Source organism: Hymenobacter sp. DG01 (assembly GCF_006352025.1).
In the GTDB taxonomy this organism is placed as follows: domain Bacteria; phylum Bacteroidota; class Bacteroidia; order Cytophagales; family Hymenobacteraceae; genus Hymenobacter.
The window spans coordinates 196,914-219,801 of record NZ_CP040937.1; the positions used below are offsets into that span (position 1 = coordinate 196,914).

Genomic DNA, 22,888 nt, shown 5'->3' on the forward strand with positions numbered 1-22,888 from the left:
AGCATCCATGGATACCGAACCCCAATTCTTCGAAACCAATGCGGCCCCGGGTGTCGTGGGGCAACCCCTCAGCCGCGTGGACGGCTGGGCAAAAGTGACCGGCCAGGCCAAGTACTCGGCCGAGTACAACCGCCTGCCGGGCCTGGTGCACGCCGTGCTGAAAACCAGCGACGTGGCCAAGGGCCGCGTCACGGGCTTCGACACCGGCGCCGCCCTGAAGCAGCCGGGCGTGCTGGCCATCCTCACGCACCAGAACCTGCCCAAGCTGGCCAAAACGCCCAACTCACCCGAGGACCGCAAGGCGTTTGCTTCCTCGCCGATGAATTTCTTTCCGATGCTATCGGACCAGGTGCACTACGCCGGGCAGCCGGTGGCCATCGTCGTGGCCGACACGCTGGAGCACGCGCAGTACGCGGCGGCCTTGCTGAAGGTGAACATTGCGCCGGAAGCCCCCATATCTTCTTATCTGGACTCGAAGGCCCAGCTGTACGTTCCGAAGAGCGTACGGGGCTTTCAGCCGGGTGTCACCAAGCGCGGCGACGCGCAGGCGGCTTTTCAAAATGCCCCGGTGCAGCTGACCGCTACCTACCACCACGCCACCAACCACCACAACCCCATGGAGCCCGGCGCCACCACGGCGCACTGGGAAGCCCCGGACCGCCTCACGGTGTACGACACCACCCAGGGCGTATCGGAAACGCAGAAGACGCTGGCCGCCATGTTGGGCCTGGCCACCGAGCAGGTGCGGGTGGTAACCAAGTACCTCGGCGGCGGCTTTGGCTGCAAGGCCTGGGTGTGGCCCCACGTGGTGCTGGCCCCGCTGGCCGCCAAGGCCGTGGGCCGGCCTGTGAAGCTGGTGCTCACGCGTTCCCAGCAGTTCACCGGCATGGGCCACCGCGAAGAGCAGGAGCAGACCTTGCGGCTCGGCGCGACCAAAGAGGGCAAGCTGCTGGCCCTGGTGCACGAGAAAACGTCCACCACCTCGCCCTGGGAAGACTGGGCCGAAACCAACGGCCGCATCATCAACATGCTCTACGCCTGTCCTACTTTCGAGGGCACCTACCGGATGGGCAAGGCCAACGTGATGACCCCGACCTCGACGCGGGCGCCCGGCGACATGCCCGGCTCGTTTGCCATCGAGTGTAGCCTGGACGATTTGGCGTCTCAACTGGGCCTGGACCCGATTCAGGTCCGCCTGCTCAACTACGCCGAGAAGGACCCCACGAACGGCCGCCCCTGGTCGAGCAAGAGCCTGAAAGAGTGCTACCAGCGCGGCGCTGAACTGTTTGGCTGGAGTAAGCGCAACCCCAAAAACGGCCAGACCCGCGCGGGCAACACGCTGGTGGGCTACGGCATGGCCACGGCCTCCTACCCCGTACACGGCTCCCAGGGCAACGCCCGGGTGCGCTTATATGCGGATGGGAGAGCCGTGGTGCAGGCCGGCGCGACGGACTTGGGCACGGGCACCTACACCATTGCCACCCAGGTCGCGGCCGACGCGCTAGGATTGTCGCCGGAAAACGTGCGCTTCGAGCTGGGTGATACCAACCTGCCCAGCACGCCGTGGTCGGGGGGCTCCAAGGCGGCGGGCACCGTGTCCTCGTCGGTGTACCTGGCCGCGCAGGACGTGTGGCAGAAGCTCGTCAAAGTAGCCGTTGGCGATAAACGCTCGCCCTTGTACGGGGCGAAGCCCGCGGAGGTGGTGATGGAAAAAGGCCGCCTGCAGTTGAAAGCCAAGCCGGCCACCGGGGAGGCCTTCGGCGAGGTGATGAAGCGGGCCGCCATGAGCGACGTGGAAGGCAGCGCCCTGGGCCGCTACGGTAGCGCCTACGAAAGCCAGCAGACCTCGACCATCACCAACATGAACCAAAAAGAGCAGCCCGTGGAGCATTCCATGCACGCCTTCGGGGCCCACTTTTGCGAGGTACACGTCGACCCCGAGCTGGGCACCGTGCGCGTGGCGCGCTGGGTGAGCGTGGTAGCCGGCGGCCGCATCCTCAACCCCAAAACGGCCCGCTCCCAAGTCATCGGCGGCAGCATCATGGGCATCGGCGCGGCGCTGATGGAGCAGACGGTGCACGACCCCCACCTGGCCCGCTACACCAACGCCGACCTCGCGGGCTACCACGTGCCCGTCAACGCCGACATCCCCGAAATGCAGGTGGAATTTATTGACGAGCACGACCCCTATGTCAATCCCATGGGCGTGAAGGGCATCGGCGAGATTTCCATCGTGGGTGTGACGGCCGCTGTGGCCAATGCCGTGTTTCACGCCACCGGCCGGCGGCTGCGCTCCCTGCCCATGACCCCAAATAAGGTGCTCGACGCCCTACGCCAACCCGCCTAGTACCATGCCACAACCCTCCTTTCGGCTGACGGTGCTGGCCGCTGTGCTCCTGCTTTTGCTACTGCCCCAGCGGGCCAGCAGTGCCCCGCTAACCGCGGACGCGCTGAGCAGCCGGCAGCAGGCCATGGTCACCATTGCGGCGCTAACGGCCAAAGGGGACCTGCCCGGACTGCATACAGCGTTGGGCGAAGGCCTGGAGGCGGGGTTGACTGTGAATGAGGAAAAGGAAGTGCTGGTGCACCTCTACGCCTACTGCGGCTTTCCGCGCAGCCTGCAGGGCCTCAACACCCTGCTTAAGGTGCTGGACGAGCGCAAAGCGAAGGGAATCAAGGACGTGGCAGGCAAGCAGGCGTCGCCCATTACCAGCACCGAATCAAAGTACGAGCGGGGGAAGCAGAACCTGGAGAAGCTTTCGGGTAAGCCCGAAGCTGCTACTAAAACCGGCTACGCCGCCTTCAGCCCCGAAATCGAGCGGTTCCTGAAAGAGCATCTATTTGCCGACCTCTTCGAGCGCGACGTGCTCACTTACCAGGAGCGCGAATTGGTTACCATCACCGCGCTGGTGAGCCTGGGGGGCGTGGAGCCCATGCTGCAAAGCCACCTGGGCCTTGGGCTGTACAACGGCCTGACGCCCGCGCAGCTGAAGCAGCTGATGGCCGTAGCGGAAACCAGCATTGGGAAAAAGGACGCCGATGCCGGCCGGGCCGTGCTGGCGAAGGTCCTAAGCACGGCGCAACAGCCCACGGAACCCAACCGGAAGTAAGCACGCGGAGATAAGGGTGAGCAGGCTCGGCAAGGGTTAGGCTGCCCACCGTTCGGGCCGGCCGGGGGTGACGTTTGATTTTTGCACACAATGGTTTGAATCGTGTTGTGCTGCCGCCCGCCAGCGGGGGACCTTTGTGTTGTTCAATTCCCAACAACTGTCAAGAGCATCTCCCTGAGGGATGCAGGTCGCTTTACCTGCGCGACGGCAGCCCTTCACGCCAGAGTGAAAAGTTAACTACCGCGCCCTCGCCGGAAGAACACCTTTCACTGGCACCACGCCTCCCTCTTATGTGGCCGTATAGCCTCCGTACTCTTGTGCTGGCCGTCCTGTTTGGGCTGGCGGTGCCCCGCCTCAGCTGGGCCCAGGCCCGGCACTTGCTCAGCGGCACGGTGCGCGACCCCGCCGGCGCGACCCTGCCCGGCGCCACCGTGGCGGTGCCGGCCCTGGGTTTGGGCACGGCCACGGATAACGACGGCCGCTACCAGCTGGAGCTGCCCGCCGGAACGCAGCAGGTGACGGTGTCCTTCATCGGCTACCTGCCGCAGACCTTCCCGGTAAGTCTCAGCCAGCGCCAGCAGCGCGACATTACCCTGGCGCCCAACACCAACGAGCTGACCGAAGTGGTGGTGCAAGGGCAGCAAACGCTGCAGGAGAAGCTGACCACCACGCAGATGGGCGTCGAGCACCTCAGCATCCGGGAAGCCAAACTGCTGCCGGCGCTCTTTGGGGAAGTCGACATCCTCAAAACCCTGCAACTCAAGCCCGGCGTGCAAAGCGGCGGCGAGGGCAGCAGCGGGGTGTTCGTGCGCGGCGGCGCGGCCGACCAAAACCTGGTGCTGCTCGACAACGCGCTGGTGTACAACCCCAACCACCTGTTCGGCCTGTTCTCGGTGTTCAACTCCGACGCCGTGCAGTCGGTGGACCTCTACAAGTCGGGCTTTCCGGCGCAGTTTGGCGGCCGGCTTTCCTCGGTGATTGACGTGAAGATGCGCGAAGGCAACCGCGAGAAATTCACCGTGACGGGCGGGCTCGGGCTCATTGCCTCGCGCTTGAGCTTAGAAGGTCCCATTAACAAAGGCAAGGGCTCGTTTCTCGTCAGTGGGCGGCGCACTTACTTCGACATCTTCACCCGGGCCCTCAACCGCGCCAACGAAGGCGACGACAGCTGGCAGCCCATTCCGGACTACTTCTTTCAGGACTACAACGCCAAGGCCAATTACACGCTGGGCGACAAAGACCAGGTGTTTGCCACCGGCTACCTGGGCCGCGACGTGTTCGGTTTCAACTCGTTTGCCAACCTGTCGGCCAACTTCTCCTGGGGCAACACCCTGGGCACGCTGCGCTGGCAGCACACCTTTTCACCCCGGCTCACGGCCAACACCCAGGTGGGCGTGACCAGCTACCGCTACTCACTCGGCAGTGCGTTTGACTTCGCCTCCTTCGGCCTGACGTCGACCATCCTCGACTACAATGCCCGGATAGATTTCGACTACGCGCTGAACCCGGCGCACCAGGTGCGCTTCGGGGCCAGCGCGACGCACCACACCTTCGGTGTGGGCCGCCTGCAGGTGGAAACGGACGATAACTCGCTCAACATCGACGACGACATTACCTACCGGGCGGCAGAAGCCGGCCTTTACGCCAGTGACAACTGGAAGGTCACGGACAAGCTGCAGGCCGAAATCGGGTTGCGCCTGAGCGGCTTTCAGAGTGAGGGGAAGCTGTACGGCGGCCTGGAGCCCCGGGTGGCGGCGCGCTACGCGCTCAGCGACAAGCTCTCGCTCAAGGCCAACTATGCCCTGATGTACCAGTACGCCCACCTAGCCAGCAACACGGGCGCCTCGCTGCCCACCGACATCTGGTACCCCACGCGGCTGTCGGTGAAGCCGCAACGCTCGCAGCAGGTATCGACCGGCTTTAGCTGGCTGCTATTCGGTGGCAAGTACTTGCTCACGAATGAGGTGTACTACAAGTGGGCGCAGAACCAGGTGGACTTCCGCGACGGGGCCCAGATTTTCGCCAACCCCAACCTCGACCAGGAGTTTCTCTTCGGCAAGGGCTGGAGCTACGGTAACGAGCTGTACCTGGAAAAGAAGGAAGGCAAAACCACCGGCTGGGTTGGCTACACCCTGGCCTGGAGCTGGCGCCGGTTCGGGGCCCAGCGCGGCACCACCGGCATCAACGACGGGCGCGACTACTACCCCAGCTACGACCGCCGCCACAACCTGAACGTGGTGGTGCTGCACCAGCTCAGCCCGCGCCTGAGCCTGACGGGCAGCTTCGTGTACACCAGCGGGGCCCCGGCCACGCTGCCGGCCGGGCGCTTTCCCCTGCAAAACGCGCCGGGGGGCTCCCTACTGCCCGTGCCGGTCTACCCCGACCGCAACTCCTACCGCCTGATTCCCTACCACCGCCTCGATTTGGGCGTGGTCTGGAAGCTGCGGCCCGTGCGCTTCGGCACCGAGCGCGACCTGACTTTCAGCGTCTACAACGCCTACGACCGGCGCAACGCCTACTTCGTCTACTTCGAGACGACGCGCAGCCCAACCACCGATATGATTAATGGCTTTAGTGCCCAGCAGGTGTCGCTGTTCCCCATCATCCCGTCGGTCACCTACAACTTCAAATTCTAAGCCCATGCGTAAGTCTTTCCAGCAGTTCGCTGCCAACGTCAGCCTGGCCGGTCTGCTGCTGACTACCGCGGGGTGCGACCTGCAAAACGACGTCGATGTCGTGATGCCTGCCTACACCCCCGAACTGGTGGTGGAATGCTATCTAGAGGCGGGACAGGTGCCGCGTCTCACAGTGGTAGAATCGGGCGCCTACCTGCCCTCCACGGTGGGGGGCACCGACCAGCCCACTATCACGCTGCCCACCGCCACCACGCCCACCCTGGGCCTGGGCATCAACGGCATCACCATTCAGGTACCCGTCGATGTCACGGTCAACCTCACCTTGCCCAGCGGCCAGGTGATGCCTATGCGGTTTGCGCCGGGCATCGACCCGGTGACGCGGCGGGTCTTCACCCACATCGGCACCAGTCCCCTGGCCCTGCAGCCGGGCCAGCGCTTCGCCCTGGACGTGCGCGACACCCGCGACCACCATATCACCGGTACGGCCGGGGTGCCCACCTTCGTGCCGATTGACTCGGTTCGCTACGGCTTCAACGGGCGCAGCGGTGAGGACCGGCAGGCCAACTTCATCACCCGCTGGACCGATGCGGGGGCTACAGCGGACTATTACCGTCTGCTGCTCACCACGACGCGCGAGCCCAACGACTCCGAGGGGGACTACCTGGTCAGCGACCAGCTCTTCAACGGCCAGTCCTACATGGCCCCCACCACCTACCGCTTTATGCCCGGCGACACGATGACGGCCACGCTGTATCACCTGGAGGCGGACTATTACAATTTCCAGCAAAGCGTCATGGGGGCCATTTCGGGCAACGGCAACCCCTTCTCGCAGCCGGCCCGCATCCGCAGCACCGTGCAGGGCGGCTTGGGTGTATTCGCTGTGCTGGTCGCCGACCGTAGGACCCTGATTTTACGATGAAAAACCGGCCATAACCTCTTGCTAAAGCCTCGGTCGTCACCCGCATCCACTCTGCTCATGATAGAAGCTATTTGGCAGCAGGTGCTGCCGTTGCTGCCGCCGGGTGCGGCGGGCAGCCAGCCCACGGAAAAGTCGCGACCGGACCTTGGCCTGGACTCCCTCGATTTTGTCGAGCTGGTGCTGCAGGTTGAACAGCAGTTCAGCATTCGGTTTTCCGCAGCCGAGCTATCGGAGCTGCGCCTGGTCCAGCTTTCCCTGAGCGGCATCGAGCGGTCCTTGCGGCAATCCGTGTATGCTAAGTTCTTCGCGCAGTTGCTGCAAAGCGGCTCTTGGCTATGAGGTATGGTCTTCTAAGACACTTGGGGCCACTGTCCGGAATCCGGATTCTGCCGAAAGGGCAGCAACCCCCTCTACACCTATACTCATTTCACCGCGGGTCTACTTCCTGCATCGCACCACTCCACTCACCATGAAACTACTTGAACTCGCCAGCACTTGGGTCAAAGGAGAAGTCTTCCAGGGAAAGCTGATGCTGGCCATCGGCGCCGTCTTGCTGATGGCCGTCATCGCCATTCTCAACAGCATGCACGAATTTCTGCGCGGCACCCTGGTCCCGCTCTCGTTGGTGGTCCTGGTGCTGATGAGTTACGGGGGCTTTCAAGTGGCCAAGCGCCCGGGGCACCTGACCAAAGTAGCCGCGCTGCAGGCGCAAGCCCCGGCAAAAGCCTTGCAACAGGAATACGCCAAGGCCATCAAGGACGACAAAGCGTACACCACGCTGCCCCCGCTCTGGGCCGGGATGATGGGCGCGTCGGTCCTGCTGTTTTATATGGTCTCCAAGGTTTATTGGAAAGGCCTCTCCATCGGGATGATGGGCTTATTTCTGACCCTACTGCTGCTCGACTCGACGCTGCACTACCGGTTGCGCCACTACCTGCAGGGGCTGACCGAACTGGTGCGGGCTCCGAAAGGGTAACGCTGTTGCGTAAGCAGGACGCGGCCCATCATCTGACGCATTCCCGCGCCAGAAAGCAGCGAATGAAGAAACCTCGGTGCAGCACATGCGCAGCTAACCGCCGCCGACCGGCACCGCATTGAGCAAGCCCTTGCGCAGGTTGAATTCCAGGGTCCACGCTACTCGGCCCACTCCCAGCGAGCCATCAACCGCCACACCAGCCGCGTGCGCCTGTTTCCTTCAGTCTACTGCCCTGGCTGTTAACGCGTCTGGGGTAGCTTACCTGGTAATGAGCAGGTTCAGTTTTCTCAACCAGGCCTGGACTTCCGTCTGCACCTGCTTTTCTTTATTGCCTTCCATCACGTAGAGCACCCCGTCCCGTTCGATGCCCCCACGCGTGGTAAAGCCTTCCAGGACGGTGCTTTGGGGAGCCAGCGCCTTAACCGTCTCAAAGCTGCTGCCTACCCCGTAGCCGGCATTGGTGTTGAAGGGCACGATGGTTTTGCCGCTCAGGTTATACTGCTTCAGAAAGCTTTTCATGGGCGGGGGCAGCTGCATGCCCCAGGTGGGCGCGCCCACAAAGACGACGTCGTACTGCGCCATGTTGGCGATACGGGTGCGCAGCGGGGGCAAAAAGCCGGTATCGTTTTCCCGGGCCACCTGCTGTACCGTGGCCTGGTAGTTGGCCGGGTAGGGGGTCTCCAGTTCCAGCGCCACCAGCGTGCCACCTACCCGTTGGTGAATCATGCCCGCCACGGCCTTGGTGTTGCTGGTGCGCGACAAGTACACAATCAGGACTTTGCTCGAATCCACCACCACGCCCGGTGCCGCCGGCGCCTGAGCGTCGTCGGTCTGCGCGAAGGAGCACGCGGAAATCAACAGCACGCAGCTGAGCAGCCAGCGCGAAAGGGCAGCCGTAGAGGGCTTAACAGGCTGTAATCGACGGTTAGGCTGGTTGTTCATGGGGTTACGGTTTGGGGGTAATAGGTGGGCCAGAAGAGCCGATTGCCACCTGGGCGGTTGGGAGCAAAAGGGGCGAGCAGCCGGGTCCGGCGCCTCCGGCTCCGTGCGGACCCGACTCGTTTGGCTAGCGCGGAGTTGCCTGGCAAAGGTCTGTCCATCCGCCTGGGATAGAAAAAACGAATCAAACGAAAGAGTATGCTATTCAAACACTTTCCGGCATGTAGCCTCGGTGTTGTTCTTAGCCCGGTCGGTACTTGGGGGCATCAGCCTGGCGCCTGTTTGAAATCTGCATTCATTGGTTTGAATTGTGTTTAGCCGCCGTCTTGCCCGTAGAGACCTTTGTGCTGTGCTATTCGCCTTACCCCAACCCGGGAAGGCGGCGCGCAGCTGTTGACCATTTCAACCCACTTGTTTATGTCACTAAAATCGTATGTAACCCTGGGCAACTCCGGCCTGCGGGTGAGCCCCTTGTGCCTGGGCACCATGACCTTCGGCGAAGACTGGGGCTTAGGCTCTTCCCCGCAGGAAGCGGATGCCATTCTTTCTCGGTACCGGGAGTTGGGCGGCAACTTCCTGGACACGTCCAACGCCTACACCAACGGGCACTCGGAGAAGATTATCGGCGACTCGATTGGCCGCGAATCCTCCAAGCGCGACCGGATGGTGATTGGCACCAAGGGCGGCAACAACCTGTACCTGGGCGACCCCAACGGCGGCGGCAACGGCGCCAAGTCGCTGATTGCCCAGGTCGAGGAGTCGCTGCGCCGCCTGCAAACCGATTACATCGACCTGTTCTGGTTGCACCACTGGGACTGGAACACGCCGGTGGAAGAAACCATGAAGGTACTGAACCGCCTGGTCGACAGCGGCAAGGTGCGCTACCTCGGCGTGTCCGACACGCCGGCCTGGCAGGTGGCGCAGGCCAACACCCTGGCCCAACTGAAAGACTGGACACCCTTTGTGGGGCTGCAGGTGGAACACTCGCTGCTGGAGCGTACGGTGGAAGACGAACTGCTGCCCATGGCGCAGGCCTTGGGCCTCGGGGTGACGCCCTGGTCGCCGCTGAAGTCGGGCCTGTTGTCGGGTAAGTATACCCGCACGAACGCCGGGCAAGTGAGCGGCAGCCGCGGCGAGGCCACGGGGTATGTGGCGCTCTTGGATGAGCGGGCCTTTACCATTCTGGACCGCCTGGCCGAACTGGCCGAGGCGCATCAGACAACCTCCGCCGCCGTAGCACTGGCCTGGGTGGTGAGCCGTCCCGGCGTTACCTCGACCATTATCGGTGCCCGACGGCTCGACCAGCTAGAGGCCAACGTCGCGGCGCTGGACGTGCGGTTGTCGGCCGAGGAATTATCGTCGCTGGACGAGCTGTCTACGCCCCCGGCCATGTTCACCTCGACCATGCAGAAACATACCAACAGTTTCCAGCACGGAGGCATATCGTTGAATGGGGTTACGCCCCCTGACTCCCCCATGGCCCCAAAGTCCGACAAAGACCGGTACTAACCGGACTGGTTAGAGCAGGAGCGGCTACCCTTCAGGGAATCGCCCCCGCCAGTAAAAGAAGAAGGGATGTAGGCCAGGGCATTGCGCTGGCCTACATCCCTTTTTTTGCTTAGCTAGGACGCTTCCGTATCGGCTGCTCACTGACACCCCGTTTTGGTGCGTGCAGCGCGCCGCCGGTAAGTTGAATTCCCCGCGGAGCTACAGCAGCACGTGGTTGATGGGCTGAATGGGAGCCGGCAAGTCCGTTTCGCCCAGCTGCTGCAGCAAATCGATTTCAATGGTGCGGCTCAAGGCCAGCATGGGCACGTCGTTGGCCAGGCCCTCGAACGGGTTTTCCGAGTAGTCGCCGACCAGCTCCATCACCACGTACACCCAGCTAATGAGAATCACAAAAGGCACCGCCAGCCAGATGCCGTTGTCGCCTATTTTAGCGAATTCCGAAAAGAACCCGAAGGGCAGCATCGCAATGAAGATGCAGACCATCACGAACCCGAAGCTGGCAAATTGACGCGGGAAAGGCGTTTTCTTAATGCGCTCGGCCTTGCCCTGGTGCTCGTAAAAGTCGTTGAGGATGCCCTGCAAGGCCACGTGCTCGACGTCGCCGACGTGGCCGGCCTTTCGCAGGCGCGCCAGGTGCTCGGATTGCTGGTCGATGAGCTGGGCCGCCGCATTTTTGTAGGTGGGCAAGGCCGCCTGCTCCGCCGACGACAGATACCGCTGCAGCCGGTCTTCGGTGACGTCTTCCCCAAACAACCCCAACCCCATCTTCTGGCTCTTTTCTTCCGCGTCCCGGCGGTATACTCCGGGCAGGCTGATATGCTCCCACGCGGTGGGCTCTAACAACTGCCGGCGCAGCTGGTAAAGCCAGGCAATGTGGCGGTAAATCAAGGCTCTCTTCTGCTCGGGCAACCCCTCTCCGGCGGCCGGGCTGGATGCGGCCGGTACCACGAAAGCTTTGATGTTGGACCCCCACATGCGCGAGCTGTTGACAATGCCTCCCCAGACGGTGCGCGCTTCCCAGAGCCGGTCGTAGGCCTGGTTGTTCTTAAAACCCACGTAAAACGTCACGGCCGTGCCAATCAGGGAGAGGGGCAGCCACGGGAGGCTAAACTCATGCAGTGCCGTGTACCGGTACAGCAGCGCGATGAGCAAGGCATAGGGAGTCAGCCAGAACAGGTGCTTGCCCGAATTGAAGAAGGTCTCCCGGAGGTTGTAATTCTTTTTGACGTACATGCGGTAAAGGTTAGCGGTGAGCGGGCCTGAGAAGGGGGCTGGCCTTCCCAGCTCCCGGCTGGAGCAGCGTAGTCGACTCTGCTGTTCGGTACCGCAGCAAGCCAGTCGCCGCCGTCCGGCTGGTCACCCACGCTGCCTTTCGGCTTGACGGGTGCTGTTGGTACGAACGAAGCAAAATCTAACAAAACTTGGGGTAGCAAAAGGCGCATCATTACTGAATGACACGCCTTTTGCTACCCCAAGCTACGGCTAATGAGGGGTGCTAATAGAAGGACGGTTTGTCCCAATCGGTATTCGGCTCGCTCACCCCCAGACTTTTCTGCTTAAACCGGTCATCCGTTGCCGTAACAATATCGACAAGTAGTTGAGCAACGGCCTGCCTCGTTACTTGGGTGCCCACGAAGGGTTCCCCCTTCTGGGTAAGCTGATACGCGGTGTTGCCGGCCTGATTGTACAGCCAGGTCAACCGTAGTATCGTGTAATCGAAGGCCTCGTTTTCAAAGACGCGGGTGGCCTCGGCCACCTGACGTATCCGATTACCCCCTACCATGCGGGTATTCCACTTTCCAAAAGCGCCGGGTACCTCATCGTAAATGCCCAGAATAGAGGCTTCGATAACCCTTTTGACGCCCGCCGCCTGCATGGCCGCGGCAATACCCTGCTTGGCGGCCTTATCGCCCGCCGCGTTGATGTACACGATATCCACCTCCTGTAGGAGTTTGGTCAGGGCCGGGACATCGCTGAAGTCCCCGTCCACCAGGCGAACCCGCTGCGGGTCCGTTGCTTTTAAGCGCGTGGAGGCTCGGCGGGCATACAAAATGAGGGTGGCGTCAGTTTGGCGGAGCAGGCTATCGGTGGCCATTTGCCCGATTTGGCCGGCGGCCCCGAGAAGTAAGATGTTCATGTTCGGCTTGGTCTTCCAGGTAGAGGGTAAGTGGCCGGGCTTGCGCTACCGGATTAGGGAGTCATCAGCTTGGTGAAGGAGAGGGAGCCTAATTTCCACCCTCCTTTTTGCTGAACGTAGACTTCCGTCACCTCGAACTCATTGGTGACTTCATTGCCGCCCACGACCGCCAACAAGGTGATTTTATTCAGCAGGATGGCCGTCGAGCCGATGATGTTCACCGATACTTGATGGATATCCGCTTTCTTGTAGTGGATGCCGCCCGACTTGATAATAGACACTTCCTGTTCTTTTCCCCAGGAGCCGCCCATGTGCACAAACACCGCCTTATCATCGAAGAGTGTAGCCAGGGAATCAGCTTTCTTATCGGCCATCCACTGCCACTTCTTTTTGGAGAGTTGGATAATCTCCTGCTCGGTCTTCGCGCTCTTAGCCGTGGAAGGGCTGTCTTTTTTTTGTTGGGCGCAGGCTACCTGCACACTTAGTAGCAGCAATAGAAATAGGCCGAAAAATGAAGCTTTCATAAAAGTGGTTGGGAATGTGGCCGCTATTGGCGCGGCCCGGTGGACAAAAAGACTAATCTTGGTTTATATGATACAAGCGGGCCTGGCCGGTACCTGGGGAGTATTTTAATGGTCTGCTGCGTAGCGATGTCCTTACCGCATTAGGGTAACGGCTGGCTTAGCGCCGGAGCACGCCACCAGGGACGCTGGGGCAGTGGGTCACCCAATACCACCGGTTGGCCAATCTCGGGCGTGGCGAGCACCACGTGTAATCGGTTGGCCGCCGCGACAGCCCGTTCCACCGGCTCGTTCCAGAGGTGGTTTGCCTCGGAAAAGGCGCCCCCAATGCACGGGCAGCATCACCCGCGCCCGCACGTCAAGCGCCGCCTGCACCGACTCTTCCGGCACCATGTGAATCCGGGCCCACTGCCGGTCGTACTGCCCGCACTCCATCAAGGCCAAGTCGAAAGGTCCGTACTGGCGGCCGATGTCCTGAAAGTGAGGCCCATAGCCGCCGTCGCCGCTGTAAAAGACGCGGTGCCGATTGCTTTTCAGCACCCAAGAGGACCACAAGGTGCTGTTTTGATTGGTCAGCCCGCGCCCCGAGAAATGCCGCGTGGGCGTGCTGGTGATGGTCAGGCCCGGCAGGCGCACGGAATCGCCCCAGTTCATCTCGAGAATCCGCGCTTCGTCCACCCCCCAGGCCCGCAGGTGCGCGCCTACGCCCAGCGGCACGTAAAAGTGCGCCACCCGGTCCTTCAGCAGGCGAATCGTCTCATAGTCGAGGTGGTCGTAGTGGTCGTGCGAAATCAGCACGGCATCGATGGCCGGCAGCTGCTCGGCGCTGATGGACACCTGTTGGTTGTAGCGCTTCGGGGTCACCCAGCTGACGGGTCCCATCTTGATGCTGAGCATGGGGTCGAGCAGCACTTTCTGGCCGCCTATTTCCACCAGGCTGGCCGAATGCCCAAACCAGGTGACGCGCACCTGCTCGGCGGGGGTACGCGTGATGGAGAGCGAGTCCAGCGGCCGCATGGGCAGCGGGCCGGCTGGATCCTTAATGGGGGCTTTCTCCGTCAGGGACCGCCACAACATCACCCAGGGGCCGCCGTCCGTGAACTGGGCAGTGGGCAGCAAGTTCACAAACTTGCCGTCCTGCATATGGCCGGACTGTGCGTAGGCCCGCTGCTGCGCCTTGGTCGGCACCCCGCCGAACTGGGGGCTGGTTTTAAGAAAAACCGTGCAGGCCGACAGCAGCAGCACAAGAGCCACCGCTGCGCCCAGGCCAAGTTTTTTGAGGTAAAAGGACATGCTTTTCTTTGGCACCTGGTGCACCTGACGCTAGGCGGTAACCAGCCGGGTAAAGGAGAGCGAGCACAACGTCCACGCCCCGTTTTGGAGCACATACACCTCGGTCACCACGAAGGGGTTCACGACCTCGTGGCCGCCGACCACGGCCACCAGCCGAATCTTGTTCAACAGGATGGCAGTAGTCTCCACGAAGCGCACCGAGGCTTCCTCGATGGTGGCCTCTTTGTAGTGAATCCCGCCGGTGCGGATGACCTCCAGCTCCTGGCTTTTGGTCAGGGTCATGCCCATATGGACAAACACGGCTTCCTCGTGAAAAAGGGTGGCCAGGGCCTCGACGTTGCACTCGGCCATCCAGCGCCACTTCTGCCGGGAGATATCTGCTATTTCTTGTGCTGGGTTCATCTTATGTATCGTGTGGGTGAGCTTGCAACTACCCCTAACTTGCCGGAGTTACAAGCATGTAAGGGTGCTGGCCGCCTTCTGTTGACAAGGCAGCTGGCGCGGCTGCTTGGCTTAATAAAGAATCCTACTTGCCGCTGCCGGTGCCCTCGGGCGTATTCGCGTCGCAGAGGGGCCGGGGCTAACGCGGTAAGGCGTCCTACTTTCTGGGTGCGGCTTCCACCCCAGAGTATTGGAGCACCATCTGCGGCAGACGCTCGCCTTTAATTTGAATTTGGGCCACCTCGGCGTTAAATTGCCCCAGCTCATCGGCCGTAAACCGCACCGCCGATGCCCCGTTGTTCTCCAGCATGTGGGCCATCTGCGTGGTGCCTGGGATGGGCACAATCCAGGGTTTCTGCGCCTGTAGCCAGGCCAGCGAGATTTGGGCGGGCGTGGCGCCTTTGCGGGTGCCCCAGCTCTTAATGAGTTCCACCAAGGCCAGGTTGTGGGGCATATTCTCCGCTGAGTACCGGGGAATCATGCTGCGACCGTCGCCGGGCGCAAACGACGTTTTGGCGTCGATGGTACCGGTGAGAAACCCACCGCCCAGCGGGCACCAAGGCACGAAGCCGATGCCGAGTTCCTGGCACAGCGGCAGCATGTCGGCTTCCGGGCCCCGCCAGATGAGGGAGTATTCGTTCTGAATCGCCGTTATCGGATGCACGGCATGGGCACGCCGGACGGTTTGCAGGCCCGGCTCGGACAGGCCGTAGTGCAAGACTTTGCCCTGGCTCATCAGGTCTTTGATGGCACCCACCACGTCCTCGATGGGCACGGCCGGGTCCACCCGGTGCTGGTAGAGCAAATCGATGCGGTCGGTGCGCAGGCGCTGCAGCATGTTATCGACCACCACCTTGATGTGGTCGGGGCGGCTGTTCACGCCCGGCAGCCGCTGCCCGGTTTTTTGGTCGAAATTCCAGCCGAACTTCGTCGCAATCACGATGTTGTTTCGGAAGGCCCCAACGGCTTCGCCCAGGATGCGCTCCACCTCCCACGGGCCGTACGCCTCCGCGGCATCGAAAAAGGTGACGCCCTGGTCGTATGCCGTACGGATGATATGGTGCATTTCGGCCCGGTTGGGGACCAGCGTCTGGTAGGTGCGGCTCATGTTCTGCACGCCCAGGCCGATGCTGGACACTTCCAGGGTGCCCAGCTTGCGGCGGCCACTCACCTGGCTTTTCGCCGTGGCGGAGCGAGCCGAAGAACCGGTAGCAGCTACGGTGCACGCAGACGGCAGCATGGCGCCGCCCGCCAGGATCAAACCGGCTTTCAGCAGGTCGCGGCGGTTGAGACCGGACGCCGGCTTTTCGAGGGAATTGTCCATGGTTCTTGCTTGATATAGAGTGACGACGGTCAGGAATCACGCGGAGCTGGTTCAGCCAGTTGTTGGGTGAATTCGGCTGCTTACATGACCGATACAAAGGTCCGGCAAGCCGGCAGCGCTGGAAAAAGAGATTCAAACCAATCAGTGCACAATTCAAACACTTAGCGGTGTGCAGCACCCGAAGCGTCGCCATCGGTGGGGGAAGGGCAACGCGTTGGCTCGTGAACTCGTCGTCGCTGGGGCAAGACGTCCAGGCACCCTACTGACCAATTGCATCCGGTTTGCTGGGCTGTTTGATTTGTGCACTGATTGGTTTGATTCCCGTTTTGGACGGGCACCTTGGGTAAGGACCTTTGTGCTGCTCCGCTGCGCTACGCGCTCTGGAAAGCTTTCTACCGTAACTCAACCATTAGCATATGAAGGTCATCGTAACCGGCGCCACCGGCATGGTGGGCGAAGGCGTCCTGCTGGAATGCCTCCAAGATCCGCGCATTACCCGCGTACTGGCCGTCACCCGCAAGCCCACGGGCCGGCAGCATCCCAAGCTCCAGGAAGCTCGGCTAGCCGACTTCGAGCACCCCGGGTCCATCGAAGCCGAGCTGACGGGCTACGACGCCTGCTATTTCTGCCTGGGCGTATCGGCGGCCGGCATGAAAGAGGCCGAGTACACCCGTCTCACCTACGACCTCACGCTGGGCTTTGCCCGCACCCTGGCCCGGCTCAACCCGCAGATGACATTCTGCTACGTCTCGGGCGCGGGCACCGACAGCACCGAAAAGGGCAGCCAGATGTGGGCCCGCGTGAAAGGCCGCACCGAGAACGAGTTGCGGCGCCTGCCGTTTCGGGCCACCTATATGTTCCGGCTGGGCTTGATGACGGTGACGCCGGGTCAGCAGCATGTATCGTCGCTGAACCGGTACATGGGCTGGCTGTTTCCGGGCCTTCGCCGCATCGCGCCCAGTTGGGTTTCCACCATGGCTGAGGTAGGCCGGGCCATGATTAACGTAACCCACCACGGGTACGAGAAGCCGGTGCTGGAAGTCAAGGACATCGTGGAACTGGCGCACCGGCACTAGAGCAGATAGGAGTGATCAGTGTAAACCTTACACGGGTCACTGGGTCCCAGGGTGTTGTTTAACAACACCCTTAAAAGGGCGGTACAACCGTTACAGGAGCCTGATAATGCCTGCATGGGCTTAGCGGGAAGTGTGGTTCCGGCTATTGTGATGCCCAAAAATAGCTGATACACAGTTGTATGTAAGCTCAAATGCGACTTTTGTACCAAACTTTTAACCAAGGCCACTGTTCTGCCGATGGCCCCGCGTCCCGCTGGTTTTCACTAGCCAGCACAAACCGAAAATAGAGGTAGTTGTTGACGGTCAGCGCATCGAGCTGGTGGGGGCTCACGCGGGGAAACAAAGGGGCCAGCAACGGCGGCAACTCCAGATAAAACAGGTAAGCCTGTAGTTCGACTTCGCTACTAAGCTGCTCCTTGAAGCCTGCACTCAGGGGCATAGGGGCGATATGCTGACGGAGTACCTGTAAGTACATAAAGTAGAACGAGCCAAGGTATAGGCCAGCAGAGGGTTAGGAGCACCCTGCTCCTCCGCTACTTCAGCTGGTATGTGCCCGCTCGTCAAACTTACAGACAAAAACGGATTGCAACTAATTTTAATAGCACACCCCGACACTTGGGCCACTTACCGTTCCTTCATCTCCCGCACCGCCCGCTGTATTTTATCATACAGGCCGTGCACGTCTATGGCCAACTCCTCTATTTCCTCCGGCAGGAAGTCGTCGGCAAGGTGCATGGCTACTTCATCGCTTAGCAGCTGCAGGCAGGAAGCGTGATAAGCCAACTGCCGCTTTATCTGCTGCAGGCGCTCCGCACTCGGCTCGGTGTCGGTGCCGGGGTAGTAGGGCATATCGTCCGGATTCACTGGCGTAAACTCCAGCGTTGCAATATTTTGCTCCTCATCCTCCGCTCTGTGCACCGGCACAAAGCCTGCGGCCAGGGCGGCATTCTGCGCTGCTTCAAACGTCTTACGGCCGAAATTGCGGCTAATGGTAATGTGCTGGACCTCCCGCCCATCCAGGAAAAGGTGCGGTAGGATTACCTCCCGTAAGGCCTTGCTCATATAGTGATGGCCCCGGTGCTGCGGCGGCACATAAACATGCAGATCCGCTGGCCCATGATCCAACACGATACCTACGTATTCCTGTAGCTCATTGCGAATCAGGTACACCTTAGATCCGTGCTGGCGCCGGTCGGTCTGGTCCGGCCTGGGGGCTTCCAGCCACAGACTGGCCCACACTACGGACTCGGTAAGCGGGCGTAGGATAAGAATTTCGGGGCCATCGCCGCCGTTGGCGCGGGCCAGCACGCTGTGTAGGGTTTCATGGGTCATATCCTCAGCAGAACGTAACGGCACTCAGCGGATCGAATAAACAATATACTTCCCTATGCCCTGCGCATTCGGGAACTCCCTGTCCTCGGGCGTTACTACTGCTGCAACCGCAACAATGCCTCGTTTATGACCTGAGCGAGCATCAGGGCGCGAGGGTGATCGAGTTCGTATTGTGACATTGGAGCATCTGTATTTCTGTTTTGATAGGCATACAGCGCTTCGGAAGAAGTATCCTTCCACACCGAAGCTACATTGTCAACCGCCTTACGATATGACGCAGCTAGCCCGCCCAGGAGGCCTTTATTCTGGGGCGTTGCTTCCTGTGGCGGTGCCGTGGGGGCTTCAGTGATTTTCAAATAAGGAGTCGTTAGCTCTCTACGTTGCAGGTTGCTCAATAAGGCAGCGGTTGAACGGGTATTGTGATTGAATAGACACGCGTAATATCCGGTTGATTCTCCCGCCCGAAATACCGCTATCAAGGTAATTTTATGGCCCTCCCGCACGGCTATGTCATCCTGCAAGAATTTGATGCTCATTTCCGGCCCATTTTCCAGCTGCAGAAAGATTTCATGGGTTGTCGTATTGTACGACTTAATAACCGGAGCCTCGATTTTACCCCGTAATACTGGATCACCCACTAAATTTCGCCCGGTGGTAATCTGGCCTCCGCCGCCTTCAGTATACATGTGCGTCTGGGTGTGCTTTTGCGAGCTTACTACGGTGCCAGAAACGTATTCATAGGTAAAATTTTCCATCACGATACTTGGGGGTAAAAGTGGCATCTGAATAACCACCGCAGAGTTAACGAAGTAGTGGGAGATTCTTTACAGCGGAAGGCATCGCCGTCAGCGAATCGAAAGAATGAGTTCCCGTTGGACCGGTCTTGCCAGCGGTACACAAAGGCCTTACTGAATGGTAAGCACTAGCTCCTGCGTAAACTCCTGCTTCAGGTTTTTCGCGGTCAAGGCTACTTTAAAAAGCAGTTGCTGGCCAGCGGCCTGCCCAGGAATGTATAGGCGCAAAGCCTGCTGAAAAGCCTCGTTTTGAACCCCATGCTTTATACTCTTAATACTGCCTTCAATCATATAATACCCCCTGTACTCCTGCACGGACGGGTAACCTAAGCGGAAAACGTGCGCTGAATAATTATGCTGCTGGGCTGGATCTGGGTGGATTTTAGTGGCAATACTTACACCCGGATCATTTTTAAACGTGATGGTAATGGAGCAATCCTCCACGTATTGATCGCTGTCATTTACCAGTAGAAAATTCAGCTGGTGGGCCTGCTCCTCGAATTTGGCATACAGATCGTGTTCTCGGTAGGTACTCTCTACCTCCGCCAGATTCTTTTCCAGTTGCTCAATAGTTCGATCCTCGTATCTGCTGCCCCCTTGCATTCTGCCGGCCAGTGCCGCTAAGCTGGTCCCCTGGAGCGACTGTAGATGCTGTGATACTAGGTGAGTGCTCCAATTGGTTTGTGCCTTCTCCTTATCTAATCGTTCTTTTTCGCGCTTATCCGCTAGAATACGGGTTATTTTCTGGCGGTTAGCTTCTGATGGAAATACTTTGTCGGCGCATGTGGATGCGGTTGCCGTGGTTACGCCATTTACCATCAGTAGTACCCGCAGTTTGCCGGCGAACGGATCTGCTGTAAGCCGCCGTTTAAACATTTGATCAATATCGGCTCTCGTTATCCGAGCGGTAGACGTGCCAACTCGAATGAAGGAGTCTCCTACCTGCAATTTTTGCTTACCGCGCTCAAACTCCTTGCGCATCATATAAGGAGGATGAGTATTATATATTCTGAATACCCCTATCAACTTCCCCTGTACTGTAGTATAGAAATACTCAAAGGGAATAAGCGGCTCCACATGATCCCGCAGTAACTGATGGTAAACAGCATCATCTAGCAGATCATCAGGCAGTAAGCCAATGAGGTCCCGGCTATTATCTACGTAGTGTTTTACACCCACGATGAGGTACCTATCTTCCTCAACCGGCGCGTTGGCCATTGCCATCACATCCTTGATGAAGTCGAAAAATATTTCCGGTTTATACGCCGTCTTTTTGAAATCTACGAAGGTGCTTTCTCCTTCTTTAAGGATGATATCCTGAATAGCCATTCGATGATATTGAGCTAGTTATAAGCCTATTTCCTGGGCGGCATTATGCTGCCGGACGCTATCTAGGCGCGTGTAGCGGCGAATCATAGCCGTGGTCTTGTGCTTGGTCTGATTCATAATCTTGCTGTCGTCGATGCCCTTCAATTTGGCAATGGTCACGAAGGAGGCCCGCAGCGAGTGCGAGGTATACTGCTTGCCCAGGTACTGCTGCACGATCAGGTTGATGGCGTCGGTATTGAGCCGGCGTTTGCTCAGGTGCTGGCCGCGGCGAAAGGACAGAAACAGCGGCCCCGTACTGCGGCCCTGCGCCTGTAGGTAGCTGACCCATTCCATGACGGCCCGCACCGGGCAGGTACGCCGGTCCGGGGAGTAGAACACCGCCTTTTCCTCGCTCTCGCCCTTCTGGTTGGTTTTGCTGCGCGGCAGGTCAATGAGCAAGCCTTCTTCGTCCTGCTGCAAATGCTCGATGTTCACACTCGCCAGCTCGTCGCGGCGAAAGGCCCCGCTGAAGCCCAGCAGCAGCAAGGCCCGGTCCCGCAGGCCGGCCGGCCGGCTGGTGTCGATTTCCTGCACGGCCCGTTTGAAATGCTCCAGTTTGAAGGCCGGGGCTTGCTTCTGGCGCACGCCTTCCACGCGACTAACGCCCTCCATGAACACCTTAAACTGGTCGTCCGTACTGGGAACCGGCTGGCTGGCCAGCCGGTGGGCCTTGGCAATCGAGGCAATATGCCGCCGAATGGTGGCGGTCTTGCGCCCCAGTTCCGTCAGGTGCGTAACGAACCCAACCAACGTCGGCACGTCGGCCGGTAACGGCTGGCAATTATACTCGGTGCACCAGGCCGTGAAGCGGCGCCAGTCGCCGGCGTAGGCTTCCTTGGTATTGGCTGCACCCTCCAGGCCAGCGGCCACGTAGCGCCCGGCCTTCTCGGCATAGTCATTCAGGTGCCGCGCCTGCCCCACGGCCCGGGTGCTTTCGGTTATACTTGGCAAGTGCTCCATACGGGTCGAGGCAAATGTGAAGGGTACGGGCGGCGGATCATCGTCTTTGAGCATGCAAAAAGTCAGATATACCGGCTCGTCAAAGCTAGGTAAATAAGGTCGGATAAGTAAAGATTATCCGATGTTATCGTTTTAAGTGCAACAAAAAACCGAATATGTGACATATCCGGCTTTTATAGTATTTCTGTGTAGTAAAATACAATTTACCACATTTCTCGTTTCTGTACCCGATTGTTAATATAAGCTAACCACGATATAGGCCACAGCAGCAAGTCAACCAATATACCCTTCCATATATAGTCATTGACTGATGGAGCGGGCTCGGGTTCGAGTTCGAGTTCGTCGGCAAATTCGTCATTCACCAAGTCGTTCCATTCTTCGATGTGCTGCTCCCAGGTTTTACCGGCCTGCCGGAGCTTCCAGATTTTGCGCAGGTAAAAGAAGATGGCCGACAACGTTCCGGCGAGTAGCCAGAGCAGCACAGCTAAATGAAAGGGCATAGGCAAAGCCAGCTAAAAGATCAGGGGGTTGCTACTCGGTAGCTGAGGGCCACCTTAAAGGCTGGGCCTTTTTCGATCAACGGATTGAGCGGTACCGGCTCCTGGCCCAGGCCAATGTAGTCGATTGTCGCGGGCCACTGATCGTTCTTCTCAAAAACATCGAGCCGGCGCGTCACGGCATACGCTGCGGTTGCGCGCAGGGCCCAATGAGCACTAACGTAAGCCTCGGCAAACAACCCGTAATGGCCCTGCTGATACTGAAAATACCGGTCCCGGTCTTGCAGGCGGTAGGCAGTATTAATGCCGTTCAGGTTGAAGCCTGCGGCAAACTTGGGCGAAGCAGCATAGCTGAGCGTAAAGGTGGTCGGCAGGTCGCCAAAGGCCCGCCACCGCTGGCCCAGCTGCCAATCAAGGCCCAGCAGCACGATGTACTGTGGTCCGTAAAACTGCTGCCGGTAGCCCAGCGTTAAGCGGTAGGCTCGGCGGGCACTGGTACGGTAGCCAGCCCGAACCACGCCGCCCCAGGTAAGGTCGCGCGCCTGCACGTCGCGCAAGTCAGAATTCAGGGCGGGCAAAGCGAGGGCCGTCAGTTCGAGCTGAGGGGAAAGCCGTTTCCGGTAGCCTACCAGCGGTAAGATTCCAGTCACGCTGCGCACCGGGAATCCCGGACGTTCTCCGGTGAAGCGCAGGTGCTCCAGGCTCGTTCCAACCAATACGCTGCCGGTACTGTCGGCACTGACTAGTAGCGGGAGAATCACGTTAGCCCGGAACACATCGGCCCGGAAGGTGCGCTGGGTGTCGTCGGCGGTTAGTTTGAGAGGCAGAACTTCATAGCTCAGGCCTACACCTTCTGCATAGCCCTGCGCCTGGCTGGCCATGGGTAAAAGGACGCCGACGCCTAGGCTTAGGCCGGCTACTAATCGAGTAAACATCATGTAGAAAGAGCGCCGTTTTGCTTCACGAATGATAGTTGCTGAAAATGCTTTTTCGCACCGTATATATATAAGGAGTAGCCGGGGCGCTACCTGCTCGGGCTTACGGGCGAAGATAAGA

22 protein-coding genes are annotated in these 22,888 nt (G+C 59.8%); 8 read left to right on the forward strand and 14 right to left on the reverse strand.

Annotated features, from left to right (window positions below):
• Window positions 1–7: 7 nt before the first annotated feature.
• The 6 genes from FGZ14_RS21065 to FGZ14_RS21090 all read left to right on the forward strand — a co-directional run bounded on the left by FGZ14_RS21065 (window position 8) and on the right by FGZ14_RS21090 (window position 7,641).
• Window positions 8–2,347 (forward strand): xanthine dehydrogenase family protein molybdopterin-binding subunit, encoded by a 2,340-nt coding sequence (locus FGZ14_RS21065; RefSeq protein ID WP_139926321.1) that lies wholly within the window; start codon window positions 8–10, stop codon window positions 2,345–2,347.
• 4 nt (window positions 2,348–2,351) lie between these two features.
• Window positions 2,352–3,110, forward strand: coding sequence for a carboxymuconolactone decarboxylase family protein (locus tag FGZ14_RS21070; RefSeq protein ID WP_139926323.1), 759 nt, complete (start codon window positions 2,352–2,354; stop codon window positions 3,108–3,110).
• 317 nt (window positions 3,111–3,427) lie between these two features.
• Entirely contained in the window at window positions 3,428–5,746 is a 2,319-nt protein-coding gene (locus FGZ14_RS21075; RefSeq protein ID WP_257883431.1) for a TonB-dependent receptor, read from the forward strand.
• 4 nt (window positions 5,747–5,750) lie between these two features.
• Entirely contained in the window at window positions 5,751–6,665 is a 915-nt protein-coding gene (locus FGZ14_RS21080) for a DUF4249 family protein (protein ID WP_180754645.1), read from the forward strand.
• 57 nt (window positions 6,666–6,722) lie between these two features.
• The gene (locus FGZ14_RS21085) at window positions 6,723–7,004 is read left to right on the forward strand and encodes an acyl carrier protein (protein ID WP_139926329.1); all 282 of its coding nucleotides are present in this window, start codon (window positions 6,723–6,725) and stop codon (window positions 7,002–7,004) included.
• A gap of 130 nt (window positions 7,005–7,134) precedes the next feature.
• Window positions 7,135–7,641 (forward strand): hypothetical protein, encoded by a 507-nt coding sequence (locus FGZ14_RS21090; RefSeq protein ID WP_139926331.1) that lies wholly within the window; start codon window positions 7,135–7,137, stop codon window positions 7,639–7,641.
• Window positions 7,642–7,899: 258 nt separating this feature from the next.
• Here FGZ14_RS21090 and FGZ14_RS21095 read toward each other — a convergent pair whose 3' ends face one another.
• Window positions 7,900–8,583: a flavodoxin gene (locus tag FGZ14_RS21095; RefSeq protein WP_139926333.1), complete on the reverse strand. Its 684-nt coding sequence runs from the start codon at window positions 8,581–8,583 to the stop codon at window positions 7,900–7,902.
• Between the two features lie 414 nt (window positions 8,584–8,997).
• Between FGZ14_RS21095 and FGZ14_RS21100 the strand changes: the two genes are divergently transcribed.
• Entirely contained in the window at window positions 8,998–10,089 is a 1,092-nt protein-coding gene (locus tag FGZ14_RS21100) for an aldo/keto reductase (RefSeq protein ID WP_139926335.1), read from the forward strand.
• Window positions 10,090–10,287: 198 nt separating this feature from the next.
• On the opposite strand, the gene FGZ14_RS21105 is transcribed toward FGZ14_RS21100, so the two are convergent.
• From FGZ14_RS21105 to FGZ14_RS21130, 6 genes are all read right to left on the reverse strand, one after another.
• Complete coding sequence (locus tag FGZ14_RS21105; protein ID WP_139926336.1) at window positions 10,288–11,322, reverse strand: bestrophin family protein; 1,035 nt, start codon at window positions 11,320–11,322, stop codon at window positions 10,288–10,290.
• A 262-nt stretch (window positions 11,323–11,584) separates the two neighbouring features.
• Entirely contained in the window at window positions 11,585–12,226 is a 642-nt protein-coding gene (locus FGZ14_RS21110) for an NAD(P)H-binding protein (RefSeq protein ID WP_139926338.1), read from the reverse strand.
• 53 nt (window positions 12,227–12,279) lie between these two features.
• Entirely contained in the window at window positions 12,280–12,750 is a 471-nt protein-coding gene (locus FGZ14_RS21115) for a nuclear transport factor 2 family protein (protein ID WP_139926340.1), read from the reverse strand.
• Between the two features lie 198 nt (window positions 12,751–12,948).
• Entirely contained in the window at window positions 12,949–14,040 is a 1,092-nt protein-coding gene (locus FGZ14_RS21120; RefSeq protein ID WP_139926341.1) for an MBL fold metallo-hydrolase, read from the reverse strand.
• A gap of 30 nt (window positions 14,041–14,070) precedes the next feature.
• On the reverse strand, window positions 14,071–14,442 hold the full coding sequence (locus tag FGZ14_RS21125) for a nuclear transport factor 2 family protein (RefSeq protein ID WP_139926342.1): 372 nt from the start codon (window positions 14,440–14,442) through the stop codon (window positions 14,071–14,073).
• 196 nt (window positions 14,443–14,638) lie between these two features.
• Window positions 14,639–15,805: an aldo/keto reductase gene (locus FGZ14_RS21130; RefSeq protein ID WP_139926345.1), complete on the reverse strand. Its 1,167-nt coding sequence runs from the start codon at window positions 15,803–15,805 to the stop codon at window positions 14,639–14,641.
• Window positions 15,806–16,221: 416 nt separating this feature from the next.
• Here FGZ14_RS21130 and FGZ14_RS21135 point away from each other — a divergent pair, with 416 nt between their 5' ends.
• Entirely contained in the window at window positions 16,222–16,881 is a 660-nt protein-coding gene (locus FGZ14_RS21135; protein WP_139926346.1) for an NAD-dependent epimerase/dehydratase family protein, read from the forward strand.
• Between the two features lie 187 nt (window positions 16,882–17,068).
• Here FGZ14_RS21135 and FGZ14_RS21140 read toward each other — a convergent pair whose 3' ends face one another.
• The 7 genes from FGZ14_RS21140 to FGZ14_RS21170 all read right to left on the reverse strand — a co-directional run bounded on the left by FGZ14_RS21140 (window position 17,069) and on the right by FGZ14_RS21170 (window position 22,770).
• Entirely contained in the window at window positions 17,069–17,356 is a 288-nt protein-coding gene (locus FGZ14_RS21140) for a hypothetical protein (RefSeq protein ID WP_139926348.1), read from the reverse strand.
• 149 nt (window positions 17,357–17,505) lie between these two features.
• Window positions 17,506–18,213: a hypothetical protein gene (locus tag FGZ14_RS21145; RefSeq protein ID WP_139926350.1), complete on the reverse strand. Its 708-nt coding sequence runs from the start codon at window positions 18,211–18,213 to the stop codon at window positions 17,506–17,508.
• 95 nt (window positions 18,214–18,308) lie between these two features.
• The gene (locus FGZ14_RS21150; RefSeq protein WP_139926352.1) at window positions 18,309–18,968 is read right to left on the reverse strand and encodes a hypothetical protein; all 660 of its coding nucleotides are present in this window, start codon (window positions 18,966–18,968) and stop codon (window positions 18,309–18,311) included.
• A gap of 150 nt (window positions 18,969–19,118) precedes the next feature.
• Window positions 19,119–20,336 carry a helix-turn-helix domain-containing protein gene (locus FGZ14_RS21155; RefSeq protein WP_139926354.1) on the reverse strand — a complete coding sequence of 406 codons (1,218 nt, stop codon included), beginning with the start codon at window positions 20,334–20,336 and terminating at the stop codon, window positions 19,119–19,121.
• Window positions 20,337–20,354: 18 nt separating this feature from the next.
• Window positions 20,355–21,389, reverse strand: a complete 1,035-nt coding sequence (locus FGZ14_RS21160) for a site-specific integrase (protein WP_257883432.1) — start codon at window positions 21,387–21,389, stop codon at window positions 20,355–20,357.
• 149 nt (window positions 21,390–21,538) lie between these two features.
• The gene (locus FGZ14_RS21165; RefSeq protein ID WP_139926356.1) at window positions 21,539–21,835 is read right to left on the reverse strand and encodes a hypothetical protein; all 297 of its coding nucleotides are present in this window, start codon (window positions 21,833–21,835) and stop codon (window positions 21,539–21,541) included.
• 20 nt (window positions 21,836–21,855) lie between these two features.
• Window positions 21,856–22,770 (reverse strand): DUF6268 family outer membrane beta-barrel protein, encoded by a 915-nt coding sequence (locus tag FGZ14_RS21170; protein ID WP_219601199.1) that lies wholly within the window; start codon window positions 22,768–22,770, stop codon window positions 21,856–21,858.
• Window positions 22,771–22,888: the final 118 nt, after the last annotated feature.